The following is a 24612-nucleotide window of genomic DNA, read 5'->3' as shown; positions in this document are numbered from 1 at the left end:
TTAAAAACGCTCTCGATGTCATTCTAGCTAAAGGCGGGAATCCGGAAAATACTTAAAATAAGCAAAATTATATAATAAATTACTATTTAATTTGCTCCTATTAACTTTCTAGATTCCCGCCTTTAGCTAGAATGACATCGAAAATTCGAGCCAGGCAACAAGGCCCGCAGGTGGAAACAATTAACTATAATTTAAATTATACAGAGATTGATATATGAGAATAAAAATTTTTAAACTCTTTGTGTTTATATTGATTATTTTAAAAAATTTCTATGCTTTAAGTGAAGCCGTACCCGGTCAACCTTTACAAAGTCAACCTTCTATCGCAAATCCATCGACTATAGAATGTAACCATGTACCGGATAAGAAAACTTTAATAAACGGTTGGTACACAAATATCCCTTATCAATATATTACTACTACTCCGAACGGCAATATTAACGTCGCCGGCATGGATATTGAATTAATTAATGCTTTTGCTAAAAAAGCGGAAATTAGTATAGTTAAGGAAGAAAATAATTGGTTTCAAAACCAATTAGATATCGAACAAGGCACATTAGATATGGCAAGCGGAGCTACTTATACTATAGAAAGAAGTGAATATGCTTATTTCTCAAAGCCTTACAGGTCAGAAGAACTTTCACTATTTATTATCGATCCACTCGCAAAAAAACTAAATTTTCAAAACATTAATCAGTTTATGGCGCAAATACGTTTATTTAATCTTCATCTTGGCGTGATTAAAGGTAACGTATACGGTCTTCCGGAATTTACCGATTTTCTACAAAGTGAAAAAAATAGCGATATAATTACTGTATATCAAAATGATATGGAATTAGTTAACGGACTTATGACAAAAGAAATTGACGGGTTTGTTAGCGATAGAATAGTCGGCGCCGTAAATATTTTGAATGCGAAAGTTGAGCAAAAAATAACGGAAGTTCCTTTAAATATAAAAACACCGATACATTTAATGTTTAGTAAAAAAACCGTATCTTTAAATGTAGTACAAAAATTTAATTATGCAATAGACGCATTTATTACTAGCAATGAATATAAGAAAATTACAAAAACTTACCTGTATCATATTTTATTACCTAAATCTATCGACTCTAGATGGTGTCATATTATCGTTATGATCGGAAGTTTAGCTTTTGCAGTTTCGGGTATTATAATAGGCGCTAAGAATAATACTACTTTATTCGGTACTTTTTTATTTGCAATATTACCGTCTATTAGCAGCTGTATTATACTTGATTTAATAGTAAATCATGATACGGGACATTTAAATTTTGATTTTACTCCCTTTTATTTTTACTATGTCTTTATATCCGTATTAATCAGTTTTACCGCTATTAAACTATTTAGCTCTTACAATAAACAAGTTTATGAAGATAGTTTTTTAGATCAAGTATTTATTAATATTCTTGCTATTTGTGATGCATTTGGGCAAGCAAGTTTTGTAGTTATCGGCATTGTCATGATTATTATACAAAAAATTGAACCGCTTGGATTTTGGGGACCGTTTTTCGCCTGTATAACTGCCAATAGCGGCGTAATATTCCGAGATTTTATCAGCGGAGGACAATTTACCAAAGGAGTCCCGAAAGGTCTAACTATTGAAATATCAATATTATGGGGGGTATGTTTTAGCGTATTACTTGATATATACGGCTCAAACCCTGATTATAATACAATAGAATATTCTATGATGGCGGTAATTGCCGGAGCATTTTTTACTCATCTTTTAGTTTATTATTTCAGTTTCCCGGAATGGAGATTTCGTAATGACAAAATAACGGAAGAAAATACGGCAGGGCAGAAATGAAGAGAGCTATAAAAAATGAAGTATATGTAAGTGTAACTTGAAGAGTTATACCGTGGCTTGACCCACTAGTGTACGAACGTTGAAAAAAGGCTGTGTCATGCCGTGACTTGATCACGGCATCCAGGAAAATAAAGCCATATTAGACTTATTTTAGAATCTTTTTATGATATTATAAGCTGGACTGAAGTGGTCGTAGCCACGGAATGACAGAATTTTTACCTCTTTATTTAAACGTTCGTACAGTAGTGGGCTTGACCACGGTATGACATCGTACTTGTAATAACCATAATACGATAATTATGATCCACGCAACAACACCTTCCCGTGCAGGCGGAGCGTTGTTGCATGGCTCGATAAAAGCAGCAATATCTTCCCGCAAGAATGGGTTTCAATAATTACACTACAGAGCAAAAATGAAAATAGCCGCTTGGAATATTAACTCCATAAAAATAAGACTTGAGCATTTACGTAATTTTTTAACCGAAGTAAATCCTGATATTTTATTATTACAAGAAATAAAATGCGAAACCGATAATTTTCCGTTTAACGAACTATCTGATCTACCGTATAACTTTTATGTTCACGGACAAAAATCATATAACGGCGTTGCTATTTTATCTAAATTTCCCGCGGACGAAGTAATAAAGGATTTTCCTGATAATTATTGCTCTGATCAATCAAGATTTTTGGAAATTAACGTATCCACTCCCATTGGTTTTTGCAAAGTAATTTCATTATACGCTCCTAACGGCTCGCTAGTCGGTAGCGATAAATTTGAAGCAAAACTAAAATTTTATGATAGCTTTATCAAATATTTATCCTTGCAAAAATCTTTTGAAGAACAAATCATCATAGGCGGAGACTTTAATATTGCACCGTTTGATATTGATGTATATTCTCCGAGTATACTTACCGACACTACTTGCTTTACTCTACAAGAACAAAAAAAATTCCGAACAATCTTAAATTTAGGGTTTGAAGATTTATATAGATTCGGAAACCCTAATACTCAAGAATTTTCCTGGTGGGATTATAGAGCCGGATGCTTTGAGCAAAATAGAGGTATGCGTATTGACATGCTACTTGGCTCTAACGGTGCGGTTGACTATTTAGACAATTGTTATATGGATTATAGTTTAAGGGCTAAAGTAAAGCCTTCTGATCATATACCGATAGTGGCGAGTTTTCACAGGACGAAGTAATAACATCATTACGATGAGGCACAGGCATTGTTACATGGCTCATAATTTACCGTATTAATACGGTTATTATAAGTACGGTGTCATACCGTGGCATGACAAACGCTTTGCAAAAATTCGAGCCATGCAACAACGCCTACATCTCCCTAGCTCATACGTTTAACGATCCAAGACCTCCACGCAATAATGCCGCGCGGGAATGACATCCGCAGCGTTTTTTATCGATCCACACAATTAACATTAAATAGGATATAAAAATAATGTCACCAAAATTTATGAATTTTTACGAAAAATATATGACTGTTATGGGAATAATAGGTAATTTCATGTTTTACGTACAGGCATATAAAATATTTACCTGTAAATCTGCAAGTTCGGTCTCGCTACCGGCTTTTACGATTAGTGCCGTTGCTCTTAGCAGTTGGCTATTATACGGTATTTTATTAAAAAACACTCCTATCATAATAGCCAATATAGTCGGATTAGTGGGAGCTTTAATTGTTTTAACGGCGATAATGATGTATTAAATTAGATAAATTTATTACCGCAATGCATTATTGCGTGGATCAAAAATTGCTATATTTTGGGTATTCTTTAAAAGTACCGCGGTGTCATGCCGTGGCTTGACCCACTACTGTACGAACGTTGAAAAAAGGCTGTGTCATGCCGTGACTTGATCACGGCATCCAGGAAAATAAAGCCATATTAGACTTATTTTAGAATCTTTTTATGATATTATAAGCTGGATTCCGTGGTCGTAGCCACGGAATGACAGAATTTTTACCTCTTTATTTAAACGTTCGTACAGTAGTGGGCTTGACCACGGCATCCAGTTAAGCTTTTTAATTTTTTCTGGATACCGTGGTCAAGCCACGGTATGACAAGGTTTAAGCGATTTTAACCATCCACGCAATGCCTCCGGCGTTGTTGCATGGCTACCGGAATCACCATTGCGAGCATTTGTGCGAAGCGCGGCAATCTAGAAAATAATAATTTTCACAGCATTTTCCGCTATTTTTTGTTTAGAAAGTCAATAAATACTATTACCACTCTAAAATGTTATTCTCTTCCCAGAACATCCATCTTTTTTCTTCGTAATTAGTAGAATTACCAATTTTATAAGGATCAATTGTTCCGGAGTTTAAACGAATTTTATATACAATACCCTTATATGTCCCAACATATAGAAATTTCTCATCTGATGTAATATCCATAGTTTGGATATTAAAACCTAAATAATCATCCCATAAATGATCGCCATTATAGCTTCTGGCACGTATATACCCTTGAGCATCACCGATTATATATCCATAAGATGTAGAAACAGCTGCATAGACACGGCTTTCAGTATCTAATTCAATATAATCTTCATAATCTTCTTGTTTTTCAAGGTTGCCATTATTTTGTATTTCTTGAAGTTGTACTGCTATTGTACCACCGTTATAAAAATGACAAGAATTAAAAGCTATCTGTTTATCATCTTGTGAAAAAATAGCATAATGTGGGTAAGATGAAATAGGTAAAGCAGAACCTATTAGATTTCCATTTATGTCATAAAGGTTATGGAAAGAACTTTGAAAACCTAAAGCTATATATTGATTATTATGTGAAAGAGAAAAATGAAACATAGGAAACTCCCATAACTCTAAAATATTTTTTAGTGGTTTTCCTTTTTTCTTAGGGTTATCTTTAATATATTCGTCATAATATTGTTTATCGGGAAAAATTAAAGTTCTTCTATTTGTCTCTAGTTCTAATAATATTAAGCCAAAGCTATATCCGCCCATTAGAATTTTTTTACCGTCAGAAAAAGGAACATATAAATCTCCAAATATATTTGATAAATCACAATCATTTACTGCAATAGAGCCATCAGGAAAATAAACTTTTTCTTTTGCCCAAGGTTTATAGGTTATTTCTTTATCATTGTGATAATTTGTTAAATAGATACCGTCTTCTTTTATGTAAGAAATTATTTTTTTCTGAGGACATACTCCAAAATCTAAAACATTCTTTAATTCATGAAATTTTTTATTTTTATATACGTAACAATTTCTTTGATAATATATCCGGTTATCTTCACTTAAAAGTCTAGGCTCATCTACAGCTACTAAAAATATATCATCACTTATAGCAACAATTTTATGAATATTGCCTACCGTATCTTTATTTTCCGTAAATGAATAAAAGATTTCAGTTTGTGGAGGAAATAGCTCTCTTAACTGTTTTACCTTATTGTTTTTGTTAAATTCTAAAATTATTTTGTATACTTCTTCTACATATTTTTCTCGAGTATCAATTGGTGCTTCTGTTTTTACCGGTTCTTGCCATAGCGTCTTCATTCCTTCATTTCTAAACTCATTAACATTTTTTGTGTATTTTAAAGTTTCTTCTTTATACCCCGTAGATAATTGTTTTATTTTTGAATTTTTAAAAAAACTAAACATTTTATATATTCTTACTCTAAGGATTAATTGCCGTGTCGATGCTAACGCACCTCCTCGCAATGACGGGTTTTTTTATCAGGATTTCGAGCCGTGCAACAACGCCAACGCCGCCACGGAATGACAACTGCCGATCTTACGCCGGTATATCCTCTACCATCCGTTGTTTTTTAGTAGGCTTAACCACATTATTAGAAGTAATTGCCGGCTGCGCTAGACCGTTTACTACATCCTTTGTAATATGAACCTGCATTTTTTTTAGTTCTGCAACTTTATACATACTATCTAGTAACAGATTCTCAAGGATTGAGCGAAGACCCCTAGCGCCTGTTTTCTTAGCTAGAGCTTTTTCGGCAATCGCCTCTAAAGCATCTAAATCAATATTAAGCTCGGTCTCGTCTAATTCAAATAGTTTTTTATATTGTTTTATTATAGCATTTTTAGGCTGAGTTAAGATTGTAACTAATGCTTGTTTATCAAGATCGTCCAAAGTAGTTACTACCGGCAATCTACCGATAAATTCAGGTATTAAACCGAATTTAGTTAAATCCTCAATCTCAAGTAATTTTAATAATTCACCGCTATTTTTCTCTTTATTCATATTAACATTGGCAGCAAATCCCATAGAGCTTTGGCTTGTCCTTGCCGTTATAATATTATCTATGCCCATAAAGGCCCCGCCGCAAATAAACAAAATGTTAGAAGTATCTAGCTGAACAAAATCTTGTTGCGGGTGTTTTCTTCCTCCCTGAGGCGGCACGGAAGCAACAGTTCCTTCCATAATTTTAAGCAAAGCTTGTTGTACTCCTTCGCCCGATACGTCTCTTGTAATAGAGAGATTTTCCGATTTGCGGGCTATTTTATCGACCTCATCAATATAGACTATGCCTTTTTGAGCTTTGGCTATATTAAACTCGGCGGATTGTAATAACCGCAATAATATGTTTTCAACATCTTCTCCGACGTAACCTGCTTCGGTTAAAGAAGTAGCGTCCGCCATTGTAAAAGGTACATCAAGAATTTTAGCAAGCGTTTGAGCAAGTAATGTTTTTCCCGAACCGGTAGGACCGATTAGCAAGATGTTTGATTTAGTAAGCTCAACGTCGTTATTGCCTGATTCAAGATATTCAAGCCTTTTATAATGATTATAAACCGCTACCGCTAAAACTTTTTTAGCTTGATCTTGCCCAATGACATAATCATTTAATATTGCACAAATTTTTTGCGGTGCGGGAATCGAAGAAGTAATTTGCTTAAGCGCAACTTTAGTTTCTTCCTTCATAATTTCCGTACAAAGATCAAGGCATTCATTACAAATGAAAACCGCCGGTCCTGCTATTAATTTTTTTACTTCATGTTGTTTTTTACTGCAGAAAGAACAAATTAATTCTTTTTTATTAGTTTCCGTTACCATTAAATCTTCTCTTTTTATTTTAATTAATAATTTATAAAACCCTTGCGTACATGTAATAATCCTTATGTTGTCCTGCAACAATTTCATATTTTTTTAAGATGCCTTCTTTAACAAAACCGCATCTCTCTAAAAGATTAATAGAACGATGATTATCGGTTATCACCGTTGCTTGTACTCTAATTAACCCCATATAATCGGCAAATTTTAAAATATTCTTTATAGATTTTAACATTATCCCCTGCCCCCAAAAATCAACATCAAGATCATAGCTTATTTCTGCTCGCAGATGTGCGATCGTTATCATATTAAAGCCGGCAGTACCGATAAGCTTATTATTATCTTTAAGGGCTATTCCCCAATAAAAGCTTCTCCGGTTTTTATATAAACTAGCCCAATAATGAACTTCGCTAAGCGCTTCTTCAAGGCTAGACGGTCTATTATTATCCGTTAAATATAACGCCATTTCCGGCTTTTTCATATAATTAAAATAGTCTTCCGCATCCTCATCGGTTAACTCTCTTAAAACTACGTCATTTAAGTCTAAAATAGGAAACGGTCCCTGTAAATATTCTCTAACTGTCATATATATTTGATAGGGTCTTGTATATTATTTTTTTTAAAGGCATCTAACCTAATAAAACAAGAATGACATGTTCCACACGATAATCCTTCTTCTGTTGGATCGTAACATGATATTGTTTTAGAATAATCTACTCCAAGCTCTCTACCGGTTTTAATAATTTCTTCTTTCGTCATCTGAAGTAGCGGCGCGTGAATTTGAATGCGCTGCCCCTGCACCCCTGCGGCAGTAGCTAAATTTGCCATTGCCTCAAAAGATTTTATATATTCCGGACGGCAATCCGGATAATTAGCGGAATCGCTTGCGTGAACTCCAATAAAAATATCCGTTGATCCTATTATTTCGGCAAACCCAAGAGCAAAACTTAAAAATATAGTGTTACGAGCCGGTACGTAAGTAACGGGTATCTCACTTGGAAGTTCATTAGTATCATGATAATGAGGAACGTCTATTTGATCATCGGTCAGAGCAGAACCGCCAAAGGCTCGAAGGTCAATCTCAATAATTTTATGTTGCTTTACATCATAGTTTTTGACTAATTCCTTTATTTTTTGTAGTTCAACTTTGTTACGTTGATGATAATTAAAACTTATAGCGTGAATTTCGTAATTCATTTTTTTCACCATCGCAAGTACAGTCGATGAATCTACGCCGCCGCTTACTAAAATTACCGCTTTTTTCATTCTTAAAATATTATTATGTTTTTTTCAAAATAAATTATAGCGCAAGTAAAAAAATCATGAAATAAAAAATATAATTTTTATTAGTCATTCTTATATTGCTCTTGACTAAATCTTCCAAATAATCTAAGTTTACGTTGTTATAATTACGGTGGCATTGCGTGCGTGGATAATTAAAACGTCATTACGAGGAGGCAATGCCCGCGTGGATCAAAATCGTTGCAAAAACCCCGTCATTGCGCGGAGGTATGTAAGTACCGACGCGGCAATCTAATCTTTGTCATGCTGAACTTGTTTCAGCATCTTTTTTAATAGATACTGAAATAAATTCAGGATGACTATATTTAGCCGGATTGCCGTAGCCACTTCGTGGCTTCGCAATGACGCTTCGATATCTACGGCAGTAATACCACTTACGGCGGATGTAGCTCAGCTGGTTAGAGCATCAGATTGTGATTCTGAGGGTCGCGGGTTCGAGTCCCGTCATTCGCCCCATTTATACGCGTTGTTGCATGGCTCAAATTTTCGATGTCATTCTAGCTAAAAACAAGAATCCAGAAAGTATTTAAGCGAATTATATAGTAAATTTTTATATAATTTTATTTATTTTAAGTGTTTTTTCTGGATTCCCGCCTTTAGCTAGAATGACATACTGCTGCTTTTATCGAGCCATGCAACAACGCTACGCCTACGCGGGAATGACATAAACCTATACTTTTCAGACTAACTGAACAGTATAAGCTACATTTCCCATTCCTTTTGTCTAAACCAATGATGCCATGGATATCAAACTTCTATATAGACTGATTAAATATTTAGGGTTTTATAAAAAAGACCTTATTATTGTTACGGCGTCTTTATTATCCGTATCAATTTCATTATTATTAATGGGCGGTGTTTTTAGGGAATTAGTTGATAACGGCTTAACCGAAAATTATCAAACATCAATTAATAAATCCATATTATTTATTTGCCTATTGATTGTTATCTTAAGTATCAGTAGTTTTTTTCGCTCTTATTATATTAATAATGTTGCCGAAAAAGTAGTTACTCAAATTAGAAAAGAGTCTTATAACAACTTAATTAATTATGAAATTGCCGGATTTGAAGAATTAAAAATCGGTGAGATTATTTCGCGGCTTACCGGTGATATAGATTTAATAGCCAAACTTATCGTTAATTTCCTGTCTTTTTTCATTCGTAATTTTGTGATGTTAATCGGCGGTATCGCCTTAATGTTTTTTGAAAGCTACAAGCTTACAGGGATAGTAATTATTACTATTCCTTTATTGTTAATCCCGTTAATTAAATTCGGTAAACATGTAAAAGCTCTATCAAAAAAGGCTTTAAATGCTCAAGCGGAAATAGTCTCTAATATAGAAGAAAGCTTTACTAATATCCGCGCTATCCATGCTTTTAATCAACAAACAAATAAAATTTTCGATTTCGATAAGCAAGTAGTTCTCTATTTAAAACATTCCGCTAGCCGTTTAAAAATCCGTGCATTATTTTTTGCCGTCTCAATAGCGGTGATACTTACTTCTATCACTTTAGTTATTTGGATCGGCAGCATGGACATAGTCGCCGGCAATTTATCTGCCGGCTCTATGGTTTCATTTATTTATTATGCCATTATTGCCGGAATAAGTAGCGGCGGAATTTTTGAACTTTTAAGTGAAATGCATTTACCGCTCACGGCTCTTGAAAGGGTATTAACTCTTACGGATTCATACGATAAAACCGCTCTATGTCATAGCCGCGAAGGCGGGTATCCGGATGTTAATGTCGAAGGCAAGAAGGAAGGAGAGATTACCCTAGAGTTTAAAAACATAAATTTTGCTTATCCTTCAAGACCGAATTTAAAAATTATCAATAATATTTCTTTTAAAATATCCAAGGGTAAATTTATCGGTATAGCCGGCAGGTCAGGCTGCGGCAAAACTACTTTAATGCAGCTATTATTAAAATTTTATTTCCCCAGTAGCGGTTTAATTACTATCGCAGATCAAGATATAGCATTTATAAACTCTAGCGCGGTTAGGAATTTAATTGCTTACGTCCCGCAAGAAGCTAGTATTTTTTCAGGTACTATTAGATCGAATATTATTTTTGCAAAACCTGATGCTACCGACGAAGAAATAGCAAAAGTTACGGAAATAACGAGAATAACGGAATTTGCCGCCAAAATTCATGACGGGATTAACACGAAAATCGGCGAAAAAGGTATAAGATTGTCAGGCGGGCAGAAGCAAAGAATAGCACTTGCGCGCGCTTTACTTCACAACCCGCAAATTTTACTTCTCGATGAAGCAATGAGTGCTTTAGATACGATGAGCGAACAAAAATTATTAAGTTCAATAAAACAATTAATGAAAGGAAAAATTATATTATCGATTGCCCACCGTATTAGCGGCATTGAACACGCCGATAATATTTTAGTAATAGATAAAGGGCAATTAGTTGCCGAAGGCTCTCACGATGATTTACTATTAAATTCAGAAATTTACCGCCTAATTTGTCGTGAACAACTGACAACAACAAAAAATGAGTAACATATTTGTTGCAATAACAATTCATTTTCGATAAAAAAATTAAATTGTTATGTAATTTAACTTGAAAGCTCTTATACTTAAGTTATAATCATTTATACAAAAACAAAAAGGTTTATCAAAAATGAAAAATTTATTAAAGGTTCTATTAGTTCTAGCTTTTTCAACATCGGCTTTTGCTGACATGGCAAAAATGCCTGCACCGGAATCTGTTACTACAGATGCGATCATGCAAATGAATACTGCAGATCAAAAAAGTTGGGTTGATAGCTTAACTTCCGATCAGTATAATGTGTTAAGTGCCGATGTTCAAAAGTGGGTTATGGACAATACTACTCCTGAGCAAAAAACAAAATTAGGTATTTCTCAATAATATTATTATTTAGATTAAGCTATTCTTAAATAGTGAATTTAATATAATAATATTATTTTAAATTCTGACGAAATGCCGGTATAAAGTATATATTTACTTTATACCGGTTATTTATTTGTATAATAATTTTGAAAATTTCTAAGTAATATATCATCCTTACCCCTCTTTTTTATTTTTTCATCGATTAGTAATTCTTAAAATGATGTCATCCGCGAAGGCATCAGGCGTTGTTGCATGGCTCGATAAAAGCAGCAGTATGTCATTCTAGCTAAAGGTGGGCGTTGTTGCATGGCTCGAAAATTAATAAAAAAACTCGTCATTGCGAAGCCACGAAGTGGCTGCGGCAATCCAGGCTATCCCGAATGTAATGAGGGATTTAATTAGAATACTAAACAAGTTTAGTATAAAAATATGTTTAACTGGATTGCCACGTCGGCATAAATGCCTCCTCGCAATGACGATTCCGGTAGCCATGCAACAACGCCCTAAAGGCGGGAATCCAGAAAATAATAGTCATCCTGAATTTATTTCAGGATATCTTGAATTAGATGCTGAAACAAGTTCAGCATGACAAAAGCAAAAAAAGTCTAGATTCCCGCACTCCCTTTGGTCGCGGCTTTGTTGCATGGCTCTAAAAAAGTGCCGTATGTCATTCTAGCTAAAGGCGGGAATCTAGAAAATAATAGTCATCCTGAATTTATTTCAGGATCTATTACAGGGGATGCTGAAACAAGTTCAGCATGACAAAAGCAAAAAAAGTCTGGATTCCCGCTTTCGGGCGTTGTTGCATGGCTACCAGAATCGTCATTGCGAGGAGGCATTTATGCCGACGTGGCAATCCAGTTAAACATATTTTTATACTAAACTTGTTTAGTATTCTAATTAAATCCCTCATTACATTCGGGATAGCCTGGATTGCCGCAGCCACTTCGTGGCTTCGCAATGACGAGTTTTTTTATTAATTTTCGAGCCACGCAACAATGCCATTGCCTCCTCGCAATAACGATGCTTTTTGCAACGATTTTAATCCACGCGGGCAATGCCGGGTTAGAATAACCTTAAAGGACATTACTTTACCGGAACGATCTTAATCTTATGAACAAAAACATATAAATTATTTTTATGAAGCTCTTTCTTACTGTTATAATTATGGAAATTTTAGCGGGCGCGGAAGTAGATTTATTCGTCCCAAGTTTCCCTGATTTACAAAATACCTTTAATCTTTCTCCTTTTATGGTAGAGTGGTTACTGGGTGTGAACCTAATAGCCTATTGCATAACGTCACTTATAGTCGGTAATTTAGGAGATCGTTACGGTCGTAAACCGATTATTATTATCGGACTGTTTATTTTTAATTTAGGTACTTTATTATGTATGCTTGCAAATAGTTATCAGCTGTTACTAATAGGCAGATTCTTGCAAGGAAGCGGTATATCGGCGGTAGCGGTGCTTGTATATGTAGTATTGGCCGATATTTACTCAGTGCAACAACAACAAGAAATGATGGGAGTCCTAAACGGTACTATTACTCTTTCTATGGCCTTTGCACCTGTTGCAGGTAGTTATGTAAATTTATTTTGGGGTTGGCACGGTAATTTTGTCTTATTATTTTTATTCGGCATAACTAGTCTAATACTCGGTTTATTATTTATCCCGAAAGGTCAAACAAATAGAGAAGTACGAATTTCTTTAAAAGAATATTTACCGGTTTTCAAATCACGAAAAGCTATTTATTATTTACTTACATTGATGTTTCTTGCACAAGGATATTGGGTTTTTGTCGGTATAGCGCCGATTCTATATATGCAAGATTTAGGGGTGTCGCTTCAAGCTTTCGGACTTTATCAAGGTTCGCTGGCTGCATTATTTGCAGCTATGAGTTTTACTAGCGGTTATTGTTTCAAAAAATTCGGCATTAAAAATTGTTTTTATTTTGGCATGTTATTTATAATATTATTTCTAGTTGCCGATACTATTCTAATTATAAATAAAACTACCGATCCACTTACAATAACAATAATTATGTTATTACTTTCACTAGGAATAATATATCCGTTTAACATATTATGGCCGTTATTACTTGAGGCAATTCCTAACGGTAAGGCTCGTATGACGGGTGTTTTTACTTCCGCTAGGTTAGTTTCAGTGGCAATAGGTTTACAATTGGTCGGCTGGTTGTATAACGGCACTTATGCACCGCTAGGTATAACTATATGCGTTGCCACCGCATTTGGGTTATTGACATGTTATAAATTATTTCAATATGATAAAGTTTTTGAGTGTTCTATTCAAAAGAATTAATAAGACGGCACTCGGTGTGGCAATCCAGAAAATAATAGTCATCCTGAATTTATTTCAGGATCTATTACAGAGGATGCTGAAACAAGTTCAGCATGACAAAGAAAAATCTAGATTCCCGCCTGCGCGGGAATGACATAAAGGATAGCAAGAATAACATCAAAAATATGAGCCATGCAACAAGGCCCCTTTGCAACAACGTATTAAAAAATTTAACTTAAATATTCAAGATGACTAATAAAAATTTTATTTTAAAAGTAGCGTTTAGATATTTTAGAGCCAAGAAAAACGAAAAATTTGTTTCTATTATTGCCGGTTTTTCATTGCTCGGAGTAACTATCGGCGTTGCAGCTTTGATAGTAGTAATGTCGGTCATGAACGGCTTTCATACCGAGCTTACCAAAAATATTATCGGGCTAAACGGTGATATAGTGATAAGCCCGACGGCAAGCGTTATCGATGATTATCAAGAAATTAAAACTAAGTTACTTAAGCAAGATTACGTAAAACACGTAACTATCGTCGCGCACGGACAAGCTTTGGCACTTGGAAAAAGAAATAATAGCGGTGCGCTTATTAAAGGTATTGATATAAAGGATTTGAGTGTTAAGAACGAGATTCTAAAAAATGTCAATTTCGGTAGTTTTAACGATTTTCACGGTAAAAACGTCGTAGCTTTAGGAAGCGAGCTAGCAAGTAATCTCGGCGTTAATGTCGGTGATAAGCTTAAGCTAATTTCACCGAATGCGATTTCAACGGCTTTCGGTAGTATACCGCGCTCGAAAGAGTTTAAAGTTATAGCGAGTTTTACCAGCGGCATGTATGATTACGACAGTACAACTATATTAATGCCGCTGGAAGCCGCGCAAAATTTTTTATCGCTCGGCAATAATATTAACCTTATTGAACTCAATACCGCACACCCCGACCAATCTCTTCCTTATTCATATAAAGTGCAGCAATTACTAGGTAGCGACGTAAGAGTAACTAGCTGGCAAATATTACACATGCAATTTTTAAATGCGCTAGCGGTGGAGCGGATAGCAATGTTTACTATTCTTTCCTTAATTATTACTGTTGCTGCTTTTAATATTATTTCTAGCTTGTTTATGCTAGTTAAAGATAAAACTTCGGATATCGCAATATTGCGGACTATCGGTGCAAGTACTAAACAAATCATGATCATTTTTATTTGTAACGGCATGTTTATCGGTCTGCTTGGGACTATACTCGGCGTAATACTCGGTACGGGTTTTTCTTACAATATCCAGACTATCAAAACTTCTTTAGAAAAAATAACCGGTACTAAACTTTTTGAAGCCGCAATTTATTTCCTCTATACTCTGCCTTCGGAAGTGAGAATAGAGGATATAGTATTAATTACTTCTTTATCGATAATATTATGTTTCTTGGCAACGATTTATCCTTCTTACAAAGCTTCTAAATTAAATCCTGTGGACGCCCTAAGATATGAGTAACAACGTTTTAATTTTAAAAAATATTTCAAAACAATATAACCAAGGAAAAACGATTGTCAGAGTGCTAGACGATCTTAATCTGACCGTTAACGAAGGCGAATTAATTGCAATAATCGGCTCTTCCGGTAGCGGTAAATCGACTTTACTACATATTGCAGGTCTCCTTGATAAACCGACAAATGGAGAAGTCATTATCCCGAATGCGAATCAGAAACAAAATCATCTAATCCGACTATATCATTTAGGCTTTATTTATCAACAACACCATTTGCTTAAGGATTTTACCGCTCTTGAGAATGTTATCTTACCGAAATTAATCGCCGGAGGTGATGAAGAAGAAGCAATAAAAGAAGCAGAGGATATTTTACTTAGCCTTAGCTTAGTTAAAAAATCACATAATATGCCCGGAGAATTATCGGGCGGCGAGCAGCAGCGTGTTGCTATTGCTCGCAGCTTAATTAATAAACCTAAAATCATTTTAGCGGATGAGCCGACCGGTAACCTTGACCCTAAAACTAGTAATGAAGTGTTTAATTTACTTCTTAAAGTTGCAAAGGAACAAAATACCGCTATTATTATGGTCACCCATAACCATGAAATAGCTCATAAAATGGATAAAATATATGAGCTAAAGCATGGAGCATTAAAAATTAAATAACATCATATTTTTTAGTCAACTATTATAAAGGCAAATGTTAGTAATAAACCTTGCTTTAAACTTTAAAAATTATCATAATAAGATAAATTATTTAATATTTTTTAAATAAGGTTTATACATGGCTAAACAAAAAGAAAATGTTCCTATAATATTTACTCTTTCTTTAGGCGGTAAAGATGCAATATTACAAAGAATAAATGAAAAAGGAGCTGAACAAAAAATATCCGTTATTTCACTTAAACCGAACAAAGAAAGCAATATATCTGATAAAGATCGAATTTTAAGAGAAATAATTGAAGAATCAGGACGTAAAACTCCGATACTTAATATTCAACATTCTTCAAATGATCATTACCCTATATTTGGATTACAAGATTTAACAAATTTTGAAATCCTTGGCATAAAAACTTCTCTTACCTTTAGTAATTATAAACCATTACTACAAAATCCGAAGTTAGAAAATATTTGGAAAGGGCTGTTAGCAAAAATTGATCATGTATTTTTTGCTAATGAGCAAGATCAAAATTATGCTATTTCCCACGGCGATATAGCTAGAGAAAAAACTACTAATATTCAAACTATATCAGACGCAAATAGCGTAATATCAAAAATTCTACAGAAACCGGTTAATATTTTAATTTCAGGGTCATTACCCGATAAAGCTAAATTAGACGAACTAGTAAAGACTGCTAAAGATCAGAATAGTCGAATAGTTATAAAGAGCAACCCGCTTTCGGTAGAAGGAGCTAGTAATGCCATAGCCCTCAAATTCGGTATTGAAAACCCGGATCAATTATTCGGTATAAAATTAGAAGTTGAAGAAATTTTAAAAGATCAAGCAACCGGCGCTAAGAACTTAGAAAAATACGTATCGCAATTATCTGAACAATTCCAAAAAGATTTAAGTAAAGCCGAAATAAATCCCGTGGATATATATTTTGATCTTTCGGATAAACAAAAAATTTCAAATATGGAGAAAGATATGAGTCCTAATATATCAAGTGACGATCAATCGCCTTCTAGCCCTGCAAATGATATCCCGAATACGGCTCATTTACAAGACGCAATAAAGCCGAAAGCTTTAATAGAAGAACAAACTACTCTAACACCGGAACCAAAGGGATTTTTTAACAGAATTTTTAATTATTTTAAAGAGATTGCTAAAAGCTTTAAAGAAAAAATATTCGGTAAGAAAGAAGAGGAAGCTAAGCCGGCAAAAGAACAAAATATTATTCCTGATGACAAACTACCTCCTTCTATAGAGGCTACTAACATCCCTGAAGTTAATAAACAACCTTCTCCTACCCCTATAATGAGTTCTGCAACAACAATGCCGGTTTTGACTACTGCAATAAATGATTTAATAAAACCGGATTATTTATATACCGATGATAATATTAGGGAAGTTATAGAGACCTCTCTCGGTAAGGATAAAATATATACCCAACAAATTTCTTTAGATTGGGGAGAGGAATTAAATAATGTTGTGCTTTCACAAGCAGTAAAAGAAGTGAAAGAAGGAGGCAAAAAAGCTGCAGTTATTCCTATCAATACCGGACGTGAACATTGGACAGGTATGGTAATTACGTATGATACAGCAAAAGATCAAATGACATTTACTTATAATGACCCAAACGGTACTCCTCTTAATGTTAGACCGAAGTTAGAAAATTTAATTAACCAAGTTGCGCCAAACGCAAAAATAGAAGATTTGCACACTCAACAACAAGCAAATGATAAAGATTGCGGAGCATTCGTAACGGATAATTTGATAAAAATAGCTAACGGAGAAAAAATATTTTCTTTAGCCGAACATGGAAATAAGGGAAGTGACCTAAGACAAAATCACGCTACAATATTAACTCAAGAACTCGCAAAACAACAAGTACAAGAAGTAAGAAGTAAGGTAAATATAGGAGTTCAAAATCCTAGTTTTGTACAACGTATTAGTAGCAAGGATAATGATAATAAAGAAGTAAGACGCTGACAATTAGGTAAGTTAACAGTGAAGATCGATATGGTTTAGCAATAGCTTGCAAAATTCAAGTTTATAGTATATACTTGTTTATACAGTAAACAAATATAATATTATGTATGCAAGCTCAAATTCAAAAATGGGGAAATAGTTTAGGCATTAGAATTCCTAAACATTTAGCCGGAAAGCTACATTTTAAACAAGGTATATTTGTTAATTTAGAAATAGCTGACAATCATTTGATTATTAGCACAGAAATATCAGAATTAGATACATTACTAAATAATATTACAGACTTTAATCGTCATCATGAAATATTAAATGATGATGATATCGTAGGTAATGAATTATGGTAACATATGTGCCTGAAAGAGGAGATATAGTTTGGCTTGATTTTGAACCTCAAAAAGGTAGAGAGATTCAAAAGACACGACCGGCTGTAGTCCTTAGCCCTTACAAATATAACCTTAAAAGCGGTCTTGCTTTATTTGCGCCTATTACTAGCCAAACTAAAGGTTATCCATTTGAAGTAAAAATAAACTTTGCACAAATAAACGGAGTAGTGTTATGCGATCAAGTTCGATCTATGGATTGGAAAGCGCGTAAGGCAAATAAGCTTCTGACATTAGATAAAACACTTATAGATAATATATTATCTAAATTGAAATTATTACTGTAGACTACAGCTAAATTCAGAAAGGTTCAGACAAGATGAATTTAATGGATAGCCGGCGTTGTTGCATGGATGGTTAAAAACACCCTGCACCTCCTCGCAACGACGGTTTTTTTGTGTTAATTTCTCATCCACGCAACAATACCCAGCGGAAATGACTTCTATCACTTTTTAAATCGCTCTGCCCACATAATAATAAAAAAACATTAGGTAAAAAATTTTATTACGAATATAATTGCTACTAACAAATTTACATCTGTATTAAAAAAATGACTACATTATTAGTAATCATTATTATTATAATGATGGGTATATCTGCACTCCTTGCCGCTACGGAAACTGCTATTACCGCCTCATCTCCGGGAAAAATTCAAAAGCTAAAAATAGAAGGCAACAAACGTGCAACACTCGTTTTGGAAGTCCTTAAAAAGAAAGAAAAAGTTATCGGGACTTTATTAATCGGTAATAGTTTAATTAACACCGTTTGCACCACTATTGCCACCTCACTATTTATTAGCTTGCTAGGTCATAGCGGCACAATAGTTGCCTCAGCCGTCATGGCTTTTATAATAATCGTTTTCGGTGAAGTAGTACCGAAAGCAATAGCGGTTGCTAAAGCCGAACAATTAGCATTATTTATGGCGCCGACTATTATAGTTTTTTTAAAAATCCTAAAGCCCATTAATGCCGCCCTTGATTATATTATCAAAATATTTTGTTTCATATTTCGTATTAACTTAAAGTCCCAAATATCAGGCACCGAAGAAGTTAGAGGAGTGATTGAGCATTACCATCAGGAAGGCAATGTTTACAAGTCCGATCGTAATATGTTAGGAGGGATTTTAGATATCCGAAATATGGTAGTATCGGAAATTATGACGCATAGAAGTAATATTATAGCGATCAATATAGATTTACCGAATGAGGTAATAGTAAAAAATGCTTTAGCCTTAAGTTCAAATACTCGCGTACCTTTATGGCAAGATAATAGGGACAATATAATCGGCATTCTTCACTTAAAGGATTTACTACGTGCTTTATATGACAATAATAATGATGCAAAAAAAATTAACATTAAGGAATTAGTAACTCCTCCGTGGTTTATTCCGGAAAATGCTTTAGTCGTCCACCAATTACATGCTTTTAGAGAACGCAACAACCATTTTGCTTGCGTTGTTGATGAGTATGGCGACCTGCAAGGTATTATTACGCTTGAGGATATTTTAGAAGAAATTGTCGGACCGATTACCGATGAGCATGACCGCCACAATAATGAAATTATTAAACAATCCGATTCAGAATTTATCATTAACGGTACTACGACCATCAGAGATATTAATAGAGAATTAGACTGGAATTTACCGGATAATAACGCAAATACTATCGCCGGTTTAATTATTCATAAAATTGCCCGTATTCCAAGTCAAGGCGAGGTAATTGAAATATTTAACTTAACTATTGTTATTAACAGAAAAATAGCCAACAAGATTGAGAGCGTAAAAATTACCGTTCTACCGGTAACCGAAGGAATAATTAACGGTGAGTGATATCGGTAATTTTTTTCAGATACTTGCAATAGTTGCAAGCGGTGGAGCGATTGGTTTATTGTTATGTCGGCTTGTTAGCCAAAAAGGTGTCACCCCGTGGCTTGACCACGGGGTCCAGAAAAGCAAGTCCTGGATACCGTGGTCAAGCCAAGGTATGACAATGCCTCTCTACTCCTTCTACCTTAGCGTTTTTAGCACTTTATTATCCTTCACCCTTCTAGTTTACAGTTTTGTCATATCAGATTTCTCTTTGCAAATTGTCTTTTTAAATTCTAGCACGTTAAAACCTTTGCTATTTAAAATTGCCGGCAGCTGGTCAAGCCATGAAGGGTCAATTTTATTATGGTTATGTTTACTACAAATTATTAGCTGTTGTTATGTTTGCTTAATTAACGATAAACAAGACAAGCAGCTAGCCATTCTTATTTTATCGATATTACAATTATTATTCGGCAGTTTTATTTATTTTACTTCCAACCCGTTTAATGCTTTTTCATTTATCCCTGAGCAAGGTTTAGGATTAAACCCGATGCTGCAAGATATCGCACTTAGCATCCATCCTCCCATATTATATTTGGGATATGTTAGTTATGTAGTACCCTTTACCTGTGCGTGTATTATTTTATTACGCTCCATTACGTCATTCCCGTCTCCCTTGTCATTCCCGCCTCCTTTGTCATTCCCGCGCAGGCGGGAATCCGGAAAAAAATACTCAAAAAGTCATTCTGACAAATTAAGTATGGATTCCCGCCTGCGCGGGAATGATATAAAATTATTAAAAACTTTCGCCAATATCGGTATTTTATTTACGACTATCGGCATTGCTTTAGGGTCTTGGTGGGCTTATAGAGAACTCGGCTGGGGAGGGTTTTGGTTTTTTGATCCGGTCGAGAATATTTCTCTATTCCCTTGGTTATCTGCTATCGCCCTTCATCACTCAATTTTAATAACCGTAAAATCCGGTCGGATGCAAAGCTGGACAATAATTTTATCAATCATTACTTTTTTATTAGTAGTATTTAGCACCTTTTTAGTACGTTCCGGTTTTATTACTTCTATCCATTCTTTTGCCGTATCACCGGAGAGAGGGGCTTATTTGCTGACAATATTCGTAATTATTGCGCTTAGCTCGATTGGACTAATGTCATACCGTGGCCCCGCCACGGTATCCAGAAAATCCTTAATAAAAAGACTGGATACCGTGGCGAGGCCACGGTATGACATCAAAGAAACGGGAATAATCCTCGGCAATATCTGCTTCCTAACTAGCTTAGTCATACTAATATGCGCAACTCTTTATCCGGTAATTTATTCTTTATTTGATGATAAGCCCGTTATTATTAATGAAGAATTTTTTGTTAGTAATTTTATTATTTTTGTTATTCCGATTCTTTTTATCGCCGGTTTTTTTACTAATAAAAGCTCCTTAAAAAGGCATATTATAATATTACTACTTTCCTTAGTAATATGTTACGCTATCTCTTTTAAAGTAAAATACGGCTTTATTTCCGCAGCCCTTATAATATCCGCTGTTTTTTTGATGCTACATACTATTTATTCGTTACTTAACAAAACAGTATATTTTCAAAAAAGCCTAAAAGCTAGTAGTGCGGCAATGATTTTAGGACATTTCGGTTTTGCGCTAATTGCTTTTAGTGTTACTATTAATTCATTATTACAAAGTGAAGTCGATTTTACGGGCATGGTAGGAGACAGCAAAATACTCGGAGAATTTAAAGTTACTTTACAAAATATTAAATTTGCGCAAGGAGAAAATTACTACCGACAAATTGCCGAATTTTGGCTTGAAGACAGAGAAGGAAAAATTACTATATTAAAACCGGAAAATAGATTTTATATAATCGAGAAAACTTTATCGCAGGAAAGTGATATTTATTCTTATTTAACATACGACCTTTACGCGGTTTTAAGTAATATAGATAACGATATAATTCATGCTAAAATATATTATAAACCCATGATGAGCTTTATCTGGCTAGGAGTGATTATCACCGCTAGCGGCTTTTTAATTGGATTAATTAATAGGAGAAAATTTAAATAATATTTGACTATTACACGTGGCTATATGCTATAATATTAAATTATTAACATAATTATATTATAAATATGTCTACTAACATAGCTATTAGTGAATTTAAATCTCATTGCTCAGAGATACTTGAAGACCTACAAAAAACTCATCAGTCTATAATTATTACTAAAAGAAACATACCGATTGCTAAATTAGAAGCTTTAAATGCACAGCCCAAAGCTTCTAAGAAACCTAAAACTTCCATAATAGGCATATTTAAAGGTCAAGGCAAAATAACAGGAGATATTATTAGTCCTATATGGGATACTGAGAATGAATGATCTTATTCTGCTTGATACTCATGTTGTGCTTTGGACTATGTTAGAGCCAAACAAATTATCTGAAACCGTAAGGCAATATATAAATATAAAACAAGAAAATAAACTATTATTCTTATCTTCCATATCTTTATGGGAAATTGCTATATTGGAACATAAAAAGCGTATCAATATTAATCAGCCTATAAAAGGTTTTTTACAATCAGTAACTAACATTAAAGGATTATCTATTAAAAATATTTCTGCTGAAATCGCTGCAGAAAGTAGTTTGTTAATGAATGGCTTTCATAATGATCCTGCTGATAGACTTATTGTAGCAACTGCTAAATGTTATAATGCAACTTTAATCACTAGAGATCAAAAAATTCTTACTTGGGCTAAATTTGGGCATATCAAATCGCTTAAAGTATAAATACATTATCAATGCAAAATAAATCACAAAACATAGATTTAATTACCGAACACGAAGCAAAGGAGCTATTAAAAGAGCTAGCCTCTAAAATAGCAGAGTATAATCATGCTTATTATATGGAAGATGCACCTTTAGTGTCTGATGCCGAGTATGATCAATTATTTAGCCTAAATCTAGCACTAGAACAAAAATTTCCTCACTTAATTTTAGAAAACAGCCCGACCAAAAAAATAGGCAGTATAGTCCAAAGTAAATTTGCCAAGGTTAAACATGCTATGCCGATGTTATCGCTCGGCAATGCTTTTGACGAAAAGGATGTTAAAGACTTTATCGATAGAATAAAAAATTTTCTGCGACTAGATGAATTTACGCCCATTTTTTGTGAGCCTAAAATAGACGGCTTATCTTTTGCGGCTACTTACGAAAACGGCAAGCTTATAACAGGGGCTACACGAGGTGATGGATATATCGGCGAAGATATAACGGCTAATATTAAAACTATCAAAAATTTTCCTCATAAACTTATCAATGCACCGCAAAAATTGGAAATACGCGGGGAAATTTACATCGATAAAGCAGATTTTGCTATATTAAATGAGCAGCAGGAGGAAGTAGGTAAGGATAAATTTGCCAATCCGCGCAATGCCGCCGCCGGCTCGCTTCGTCAACTTGATGCAGCTATAACTAGGTCTAGACCGCTAAAATATTTTGTTTATGCAATAGGCAATAATAGTGAAAAGCTAGCAAGCTCTCAAGATGAGTTGCTTACAAAGCTTAAAGAATTTGGGTTTATCGTCAATGAGTTCGGAAAATTAGCTCGGTTAGAAGAGGAAATATTCTCTTTTTATGAATATTTAAAAGCAAAAAGGGATCAATTACCTTATGAAATTGACGGAGTAGTTTATAAGTTAAATGATTTTGCTTTGCAAGATCGTATGGGCTTTATCGCCAGAAGTCCGAGATTCGCTATAGCTCACAAATTCCCTGCCGTAATCGGACAAACAAAGTTGCTAGCCGTTACCGTACAGGTCGGAAGAACAGGAACCTTAACGCCCGTAGCCGAACTAGAACCTATATCGATCGGCGGGGTTATGGTCGCCAGGGCAACTTTACATAATTATCAAGAAATTGCTCGAAAAGATATTAGAGTTGGGGACTATGTATTTTTGCAACGTGCCGGTGATGTGATACCGCAAATTACCGGTGTCGATTTTACTAAACGTTCTGATAATGCCGTAGAATTTCAGCCGCCACAATTTTGTCCTTCATGTAACTCGCCTGTGCATTACGATGCTGACGCAATAATTATACGTTGCGATAATTTAAACTGTCCTGCGCAAAATTATGAACGAATCCGCCATTTTGTTTCAAAAAATGCTATGGATATTGACGGACTCGGTAAAAAACAAGTGGAGTTTTTAATAGATAAAGGCTTAATCAACAATCCATTCGATATTTTTTTCTTGAAAAATAAAAATGATGATAGTTTAACTAAATTGGAAAATATGGACGGCTGGGGCAAAAAATCCGTCGAAAATCTTTTTACCAATATTGAAAAATCAAAAAATGTTAGCCTTGCAAGATTTATATATTCCTTAGGTATCAGACATATCGGCGAACAAAATGCCAAGCTACTTGCTAGAGAATTTCAAACTTACAATAATTTTATAACGCAAATGACCTCACTTGCCGAAGGTAATACGGATATCTATCAAAAGCTAAATAATTTAGAAGGGGTGGGCGATAAAATTTTAGTGGATATTATTGATTTTTTTGATATTAAAGAAAATATTGATCTTATCTATAAACTTGGCGAGGTGTTAACTATTGAAGATTATCAAGAGCAGATTAAGCAAAGTAGCTTAAGCGGTAAAATATTAGTATTTACCGGCTCGCTGCCGACTCTTTCAAGAGCGGAAGCAAAAGCTCAAGCAGAGAAATTAGGCGCAAAAGTAACGGCTACCGTCTCGGCTTCTACCGATTTAGTAATTGCAGGCGATGATGCCGGCAGTAAATTAAAAAAAGCTAAAGAATTAAATATTAAAATTATCGACGAACAAGAATGGCTAGCGCTTATAACGCGAATTTAGGATAAGAACTTATCCTAAATGGCTTTTTTGCGGGGATCGGTTAA

Annotated in this window: 29 protein-coding genes and 1 tRNA gene; 21 read left to right on the top strand and 9 right to left on the bottom strand. The window is 34.5% G+C overall.

Going from position 1 to position 24612, the window contains the following annotated elements:
* Positions 1 to 241: 241 nt before the first annotated feature.
* A complete protein-coding gene (locus AAGD64_RS01720) occupies positions 242 to 1828 on the top strand; it encodes a transporter substrate-binding domain-containing protein (RefSeq protein WP_341793628.1) in 1587 nt (528 codons plus the stop codon).
* Here the strand turns inward: AAGD64_RS01720 and AAGD64_RS01715 are convergent.
* Together AAGD64_RS01715 and AAGD64_RS01710 are read right to left on the bottom strand one after the other, a co-directional pair.
* Positions 1761 to 1943, bottom strand: coding sequence for a hypothetical protein (locus AAGD64_RS01715; RefSeq protein ID WP_341793627.1), 183 nt, complete (start codon positions 1941 to 1943; stop codon positions 1761 to 1763). The two genes, AAGD64_RS01720 and AAGD64_RS01715, sit on opposite strands and share 68 nt — an antisense overlap.
* Positions 1944 to 2055: 112 nt before the next feature.
* The gene (locus AAGD64_RS01710) at positions 2056 to 2220 is read right to left on the bottom strand and encodes a hypothetical protein (RefSeq protein ID WP_341793626.1); all 165 of its coding nucleotides are present in this window, start codon (positions 2218 to 2220) and stop codon (positions 2056 to 2058) included.
* A 21-nt stretch (positions 2221 to 2241) separates the two neighbouring features.
* On the opposite strand from AAGD64_RS01710, the gene xth reads away from it, so the two are divergent.
* Entirely contained in the window at positions 2242 to 3030 is a 789-nt protein-coding gene (gene xth, locus AAGD64_RS01705) for an exodeoxyribonuclease III (RefSeq protein WP_253308056.1), read from the top strand.
* 257 nt (positions 3031 to 3287) lie between these two features.
* Positions 3288 to 3554: a SemiSWEET family sugar transporter gene (locus AAGD64_RS01700; protein ID WP_253310066.1), complete on the top strand. Its 267-nt coding sequence runs from the start codon at positions 3288 to 3290 to the stop codon at positions 3552 to 3554.
* Between the two features lie 516 nt (positions 3555 to 4070).
* On the opposite strand, the gene AAGD64_RS01695 is transcribed toward AAGD64_RS01700, so the two are convergent.
* The 4 genes from AAGD64_RS01695 to queC form a co-directional block, all read right to left on the bottom strand.
* On the bottom strand, positions 4071 to 5474 hold the full coding sequence (locus AAGD64_RS01695) for a hypothetical protein (protein ID WP_341793625.1): 1404 nt from the start codon (positions 5472 to 5474) through the stop codon (positions 4071 to 4073).
* Positions 5475 to 5607: 133 nt separating this feature from the next.
* Positions 5608 to 6885, bottom strand: coding sequence for an ATP-dependent Clp protease ATP-binding subunit ClpX (gene clpX, locus AAGD64_RS01690; protein WP_253310067.1), 1278 nt, complete (start codon positions 6883 to 6885; stop codon positions 5608 to 5610).
* A gap of 31 nt (positions 6886 to 6916) precedes the next feature.
* A complete protein-coding gene (locus tag AAGD64_RS01685) occupies positions 6917 to 7468 on the bottom strand; it encodes a GNAT family N-acetyltransferase (RefSeq protein ID WP_253308058.1) in 552 nt (183 codons plus the stop codon).
* Positions 7465 to 8148: a 7-cyano-7-deazaguanine synthase QueC gene (queC, locus tag AAGD64_RS01680; RefSeq protein ID WP_253308059.1), complete on the bottom strand. Its 684-nt coding sequence runs from the start codon at positions 8146 to 8148 to the stop codon at positions 7465 to 7467. The genes AAGD64_RS01685 and queC overlap by 4 nt, the downstream gene beginning before the upstream one ends.
* A gap of 415 nt (positions 8149 to 8563) precedes the next feature.
* Between queC and AAGD64_RS01675 the strand changes: the two genes are divergently transcribed.
* From AAGD64_RS01675 to AAGD64_RS01665, 3 genes are all read left to right on the top strand, one after another.
* A tRNA-His gene (locus AAGD64_RS01675) sits at positions 8564 to 8640 on the top strand.
* A gap of 284 nt (positions 8641 to 8924) precedes the next feature.
* Entirely contained in the window at positions 8925 to 10697 is a 1773-nt protein-coding gene (locus AAGD64_RS01670; RefSeq protein ID WP_341793624.1) for an ABC transporter ATP-binding protein, read from the top strand.
* Positions 10698 to 10818: 121 nt separating this feature from the next.
* On the top strand, positions 10819 to 11067 hold the full coding sequence (locus AAGD64_RS01665) for a DUF2673 domain-containing protein (RefSeq protein WP_253308061.1): 249 nt from the start codon (positions 10819 to 10821) through the stop codon (positions 11065 to 11067).
* 194 nt (positions 11068 to 11261) lie between these two features.
* On the opposite strand, the gene AAGD64_RS01660 is transcribed toward AAGD64_RS01665, so the two are convergent.
* A complete protein-coding gene (locus AAGD64_RS01660) occupies positions 11262 to 11414 on the bottom strand; it encodes a hypothetical protein (RefSeq protein ID WP_341793623.1) in 153 nt (50 codons plus the stop codon).
* On the opposite strand from AAGD64_RS01660, the gene AAGD64_RS01655 reads away from it, so the two are divergent.
* Both AAGD64_RS01655 and AAGD64_RS01650 read left to right on the top strand, forming a co-directional pair.
* Positions 11402 to 11638 (top strand): hypothetical protein, encoded by a 237-nt coding sequence (locus AAGD64_RS01655; RefSeq protein WP_341793622.1) that lies wholly within the window; start codon positions 11402 to 11404, stop codon positions 11636 to 11638. The genes AAGD64_RS01660 and AAGD64_RS01655 overlap by 13 nt on opposite strands.
* Positions 11639 to 11688: 50 nt before the next feature.
* The gene (locus AAGD64_RS01650; protein ID WP_341793621.1) at positions 11689 to 11811 is read left to right on the top strand and encodes a hypothetical protein; all 123 of its coding nucleotides are present in this window, start codon (positions 11689 to 11691) and stop codon (positions 11809 to 11811) included.
* Here AAGD64_RS01650 and AAGD64_RS01645 read toward each other — a convergent pair.
* A complete protein-coding gene (locus tag AAGD64_RS01645; RefSeq protein WP_341793620.1) occupies positions 11780 to 11995 on the bottom strand; it encodes a hypothetical protein in 216 nt (71 codons plus the stop codon). The genes AAGD64_RS01650 and AAGD64_RS01645 overlap by 32 nt on opposite strands.
* Between AAGD64_RS01645 and AAGD64_RS01640 the strand changes: the two genes are divergently transcribed.
* The 8 genes from AAGD64_RS01640 (at position 11983) to mazF (ending at position 18155) form a co-directional block, all read left to right on the top strand.
* Positions 11983 to 12123 (top strand): hypothetical protein, encoded by a 141-nt coding sequence (locus AAGD64_RS01640; protein WP_341793619.1) that lies wholly within the window; start codon positions 11983 to 11985, stop codon positions 12121 to 12123. The two genes, AAGD64_RS01645 and AAGD64_RS01640, sit on opposite strands and share 13 nt — an antisense overlap.
* Before the next feature lie 66 nt (positions 12124 to 12189).
* Positions 12190 to 13368, top strand: coding sequence for a multidrug effflux MFS transporter (locus AAGD64_RS01635; protein ID WP_253308062.1), 1179 nt, complete (start codon positions 12190 to 12192; stop codon positions 13366 to 13368).
* Between the two features lie 92 nt (positions 13369 to 13460).
* Positions 13461 to 13586: a hypothetical protein gene (locus tag AAGD64_RS01630; RefSeq protein WP_301282638.1), complete on the top strand. Its 126-nt coding sequence runs from the start codon at positions 13461 to 13463 to the stop codon at positions 13584 to 13586.
* A gap of 9 nt (positions 13587 to 13595) precedes the next feature.
* Positions 13596 to 14843: a lipoprotein-releasing ABC transporter permease subunit gene (locus AAGD64_RS01625; protein ID WP_341793618.1), complete on the top strand. Its 1248-nt coding sequence runs from the start codon at positions 13596 to 13598 to the stop codon at positions 14841 to 14843.
* Complete coding sequence (locus AAGD64_RS01620) at positions 14836 to 15501, top strand: ABC transporter ATP-binding protein (RefSeq protein ID WP_341793617.1); 666 nt, start codon at positions 14836 to 14838, stop codon at positions 15499 to 15501. The genes AAGD64_RS01625 and AAGD64_RS01620 overlap by 8 nt, the downstream gene beginning before the upstream one ends.
* 118 nt (positions 15502 to 15619) lie before the next feature.
* On the top strand, positions 15620 to 17488 hold the full coding sequence (locus tag AAGD64_RS01615; protein WP_341793616.1) for a Ulp1 family isopeptidase: 1869 nt from the start codon (positions 15620 to 15622) through the stop codon (positions 17486 to 17488).
* A 107-nt stretch (positions 17489 to 17595) separates the two neighbouring features.
* Entirely contained in the window at positions 17596 to 17832 is a 237-nt protein-coding gene (locus tag AAGD64_RS01610; RefSeq protein ID WP_253308066.1) for an AbrB/MazE/SpoVT family DNA-binding domain-containing protein, read from the top strand.
* Positions 17826 to 18155 (top strand): endoribonuclease MazF, encoded by a 330-nt coding sequence (mazF, locus tag AAGD64_RS01605; protein WP_253308067.1) that lies wholly within the window; start codon positions 17826 to 17828, stop codon positions 18153 to 18155. Before AAGD64_RS01610 ends, mazF begins: the two co-directional genes overlap by 7 nt.
* Here mazF and AAGD64_RS01600 read toward each other — a convergent pair.
* Positions 18147 to 18284, bottom strand: a complete 138-nt coding sequence (locus AAGD64_RS01600) for a hypothetical protein (protein WP_341793615.1) — start codon at positions 18282 to 18284, stop codon at positions 18147 to 18149. The genes mazF and AAGD64_RS01600 overlap by 9 nt on opposite strands.
* 134 nt (positions 18285 to 18418) lie before the next feature.
* Here AAGD64_RS01600 and AAGD64_RS01595 point away from each other — a divergent pair, with 134 nt between their 5' ends.
* From AAGD64_RS01595 to ligA, 5 genes are all read left to right on the top strand, one after another.
* Positions 18419 to 19696, top strand: a complete 1278-nt coding sequence (locus tag AAGD64_RS01595) for an HlyC/CorC family transporter (protein WP_253308068.1) — start codon at positions 18419 to 18421, stop codon at positions 19694 to 19696.
* Between the two features lie 160 nt (positions 19697 to 19856).
* Positions 19857 to 21758: a heme lyase CcmF/NrfE family subunit gene (locus AAGD64_RS01590; protein WP_341794217.1), complete on the top strand. Its 1902-nt coding sequence runs from the start codon at positions 19857 to 19859 to the stop codon at positions 21756 to 21758.
* 65 nt (positions 21759 to 21823) lie between these two features.
* A complete protein-coding gene (locus AAGD64_RS01585; protein ID WP_341793614.1) occupies positions 21824 to 22069 on the top strand; it encodes a type II toxin-antitoxin system Phd/YefM family antitoxin in 246 nt (81 codons plus the stop codon).
* Entirely contained in the window at positions 22062 to 22478 is a 417-nt protein-coding gene (locus AAGD64_RS01580) for a type II toxin-antitoxin system VapC family toxin (protein WP_341793613.1), read from the top strand. Before AAGD64_RS01585 ends, AAGD64_RS01580 begins: the two co-directional genes overlap by 8 nt.
* Before the next feature lie 11 nt (positions 22479 to 22489).
* Positions 22490 to 24568: an NAD-dependent DNA ligase LigA gene (gene ligA / locus AAGD64_RS01575; RefSeq protein ID WP_341793612.1), complete on the top strand. Its 2079-nt coding sequence runs from the start codon at positions 22490 to 22492 to the stop codon at positions 24566 to 24568.
* Positions 24569 to 24612: the final 44 nt, after the last annotated feature.

The sequence above is a fragment of the Rickettsia endosymbiont of Ceutorhynchus obstrictus genome, assembly GCF_964026565.1.
GTDB lineage: Bacteria > Pseudomonadota > Alphaproteobacteria > Rickettsiales > Rickettsiaceae > Rickettsia.
The sequence above is the reverse complement of the archived record's forward strand: the minus strand, read 5'-3'. Positions and strand labels throughout refer to the sequence as shown.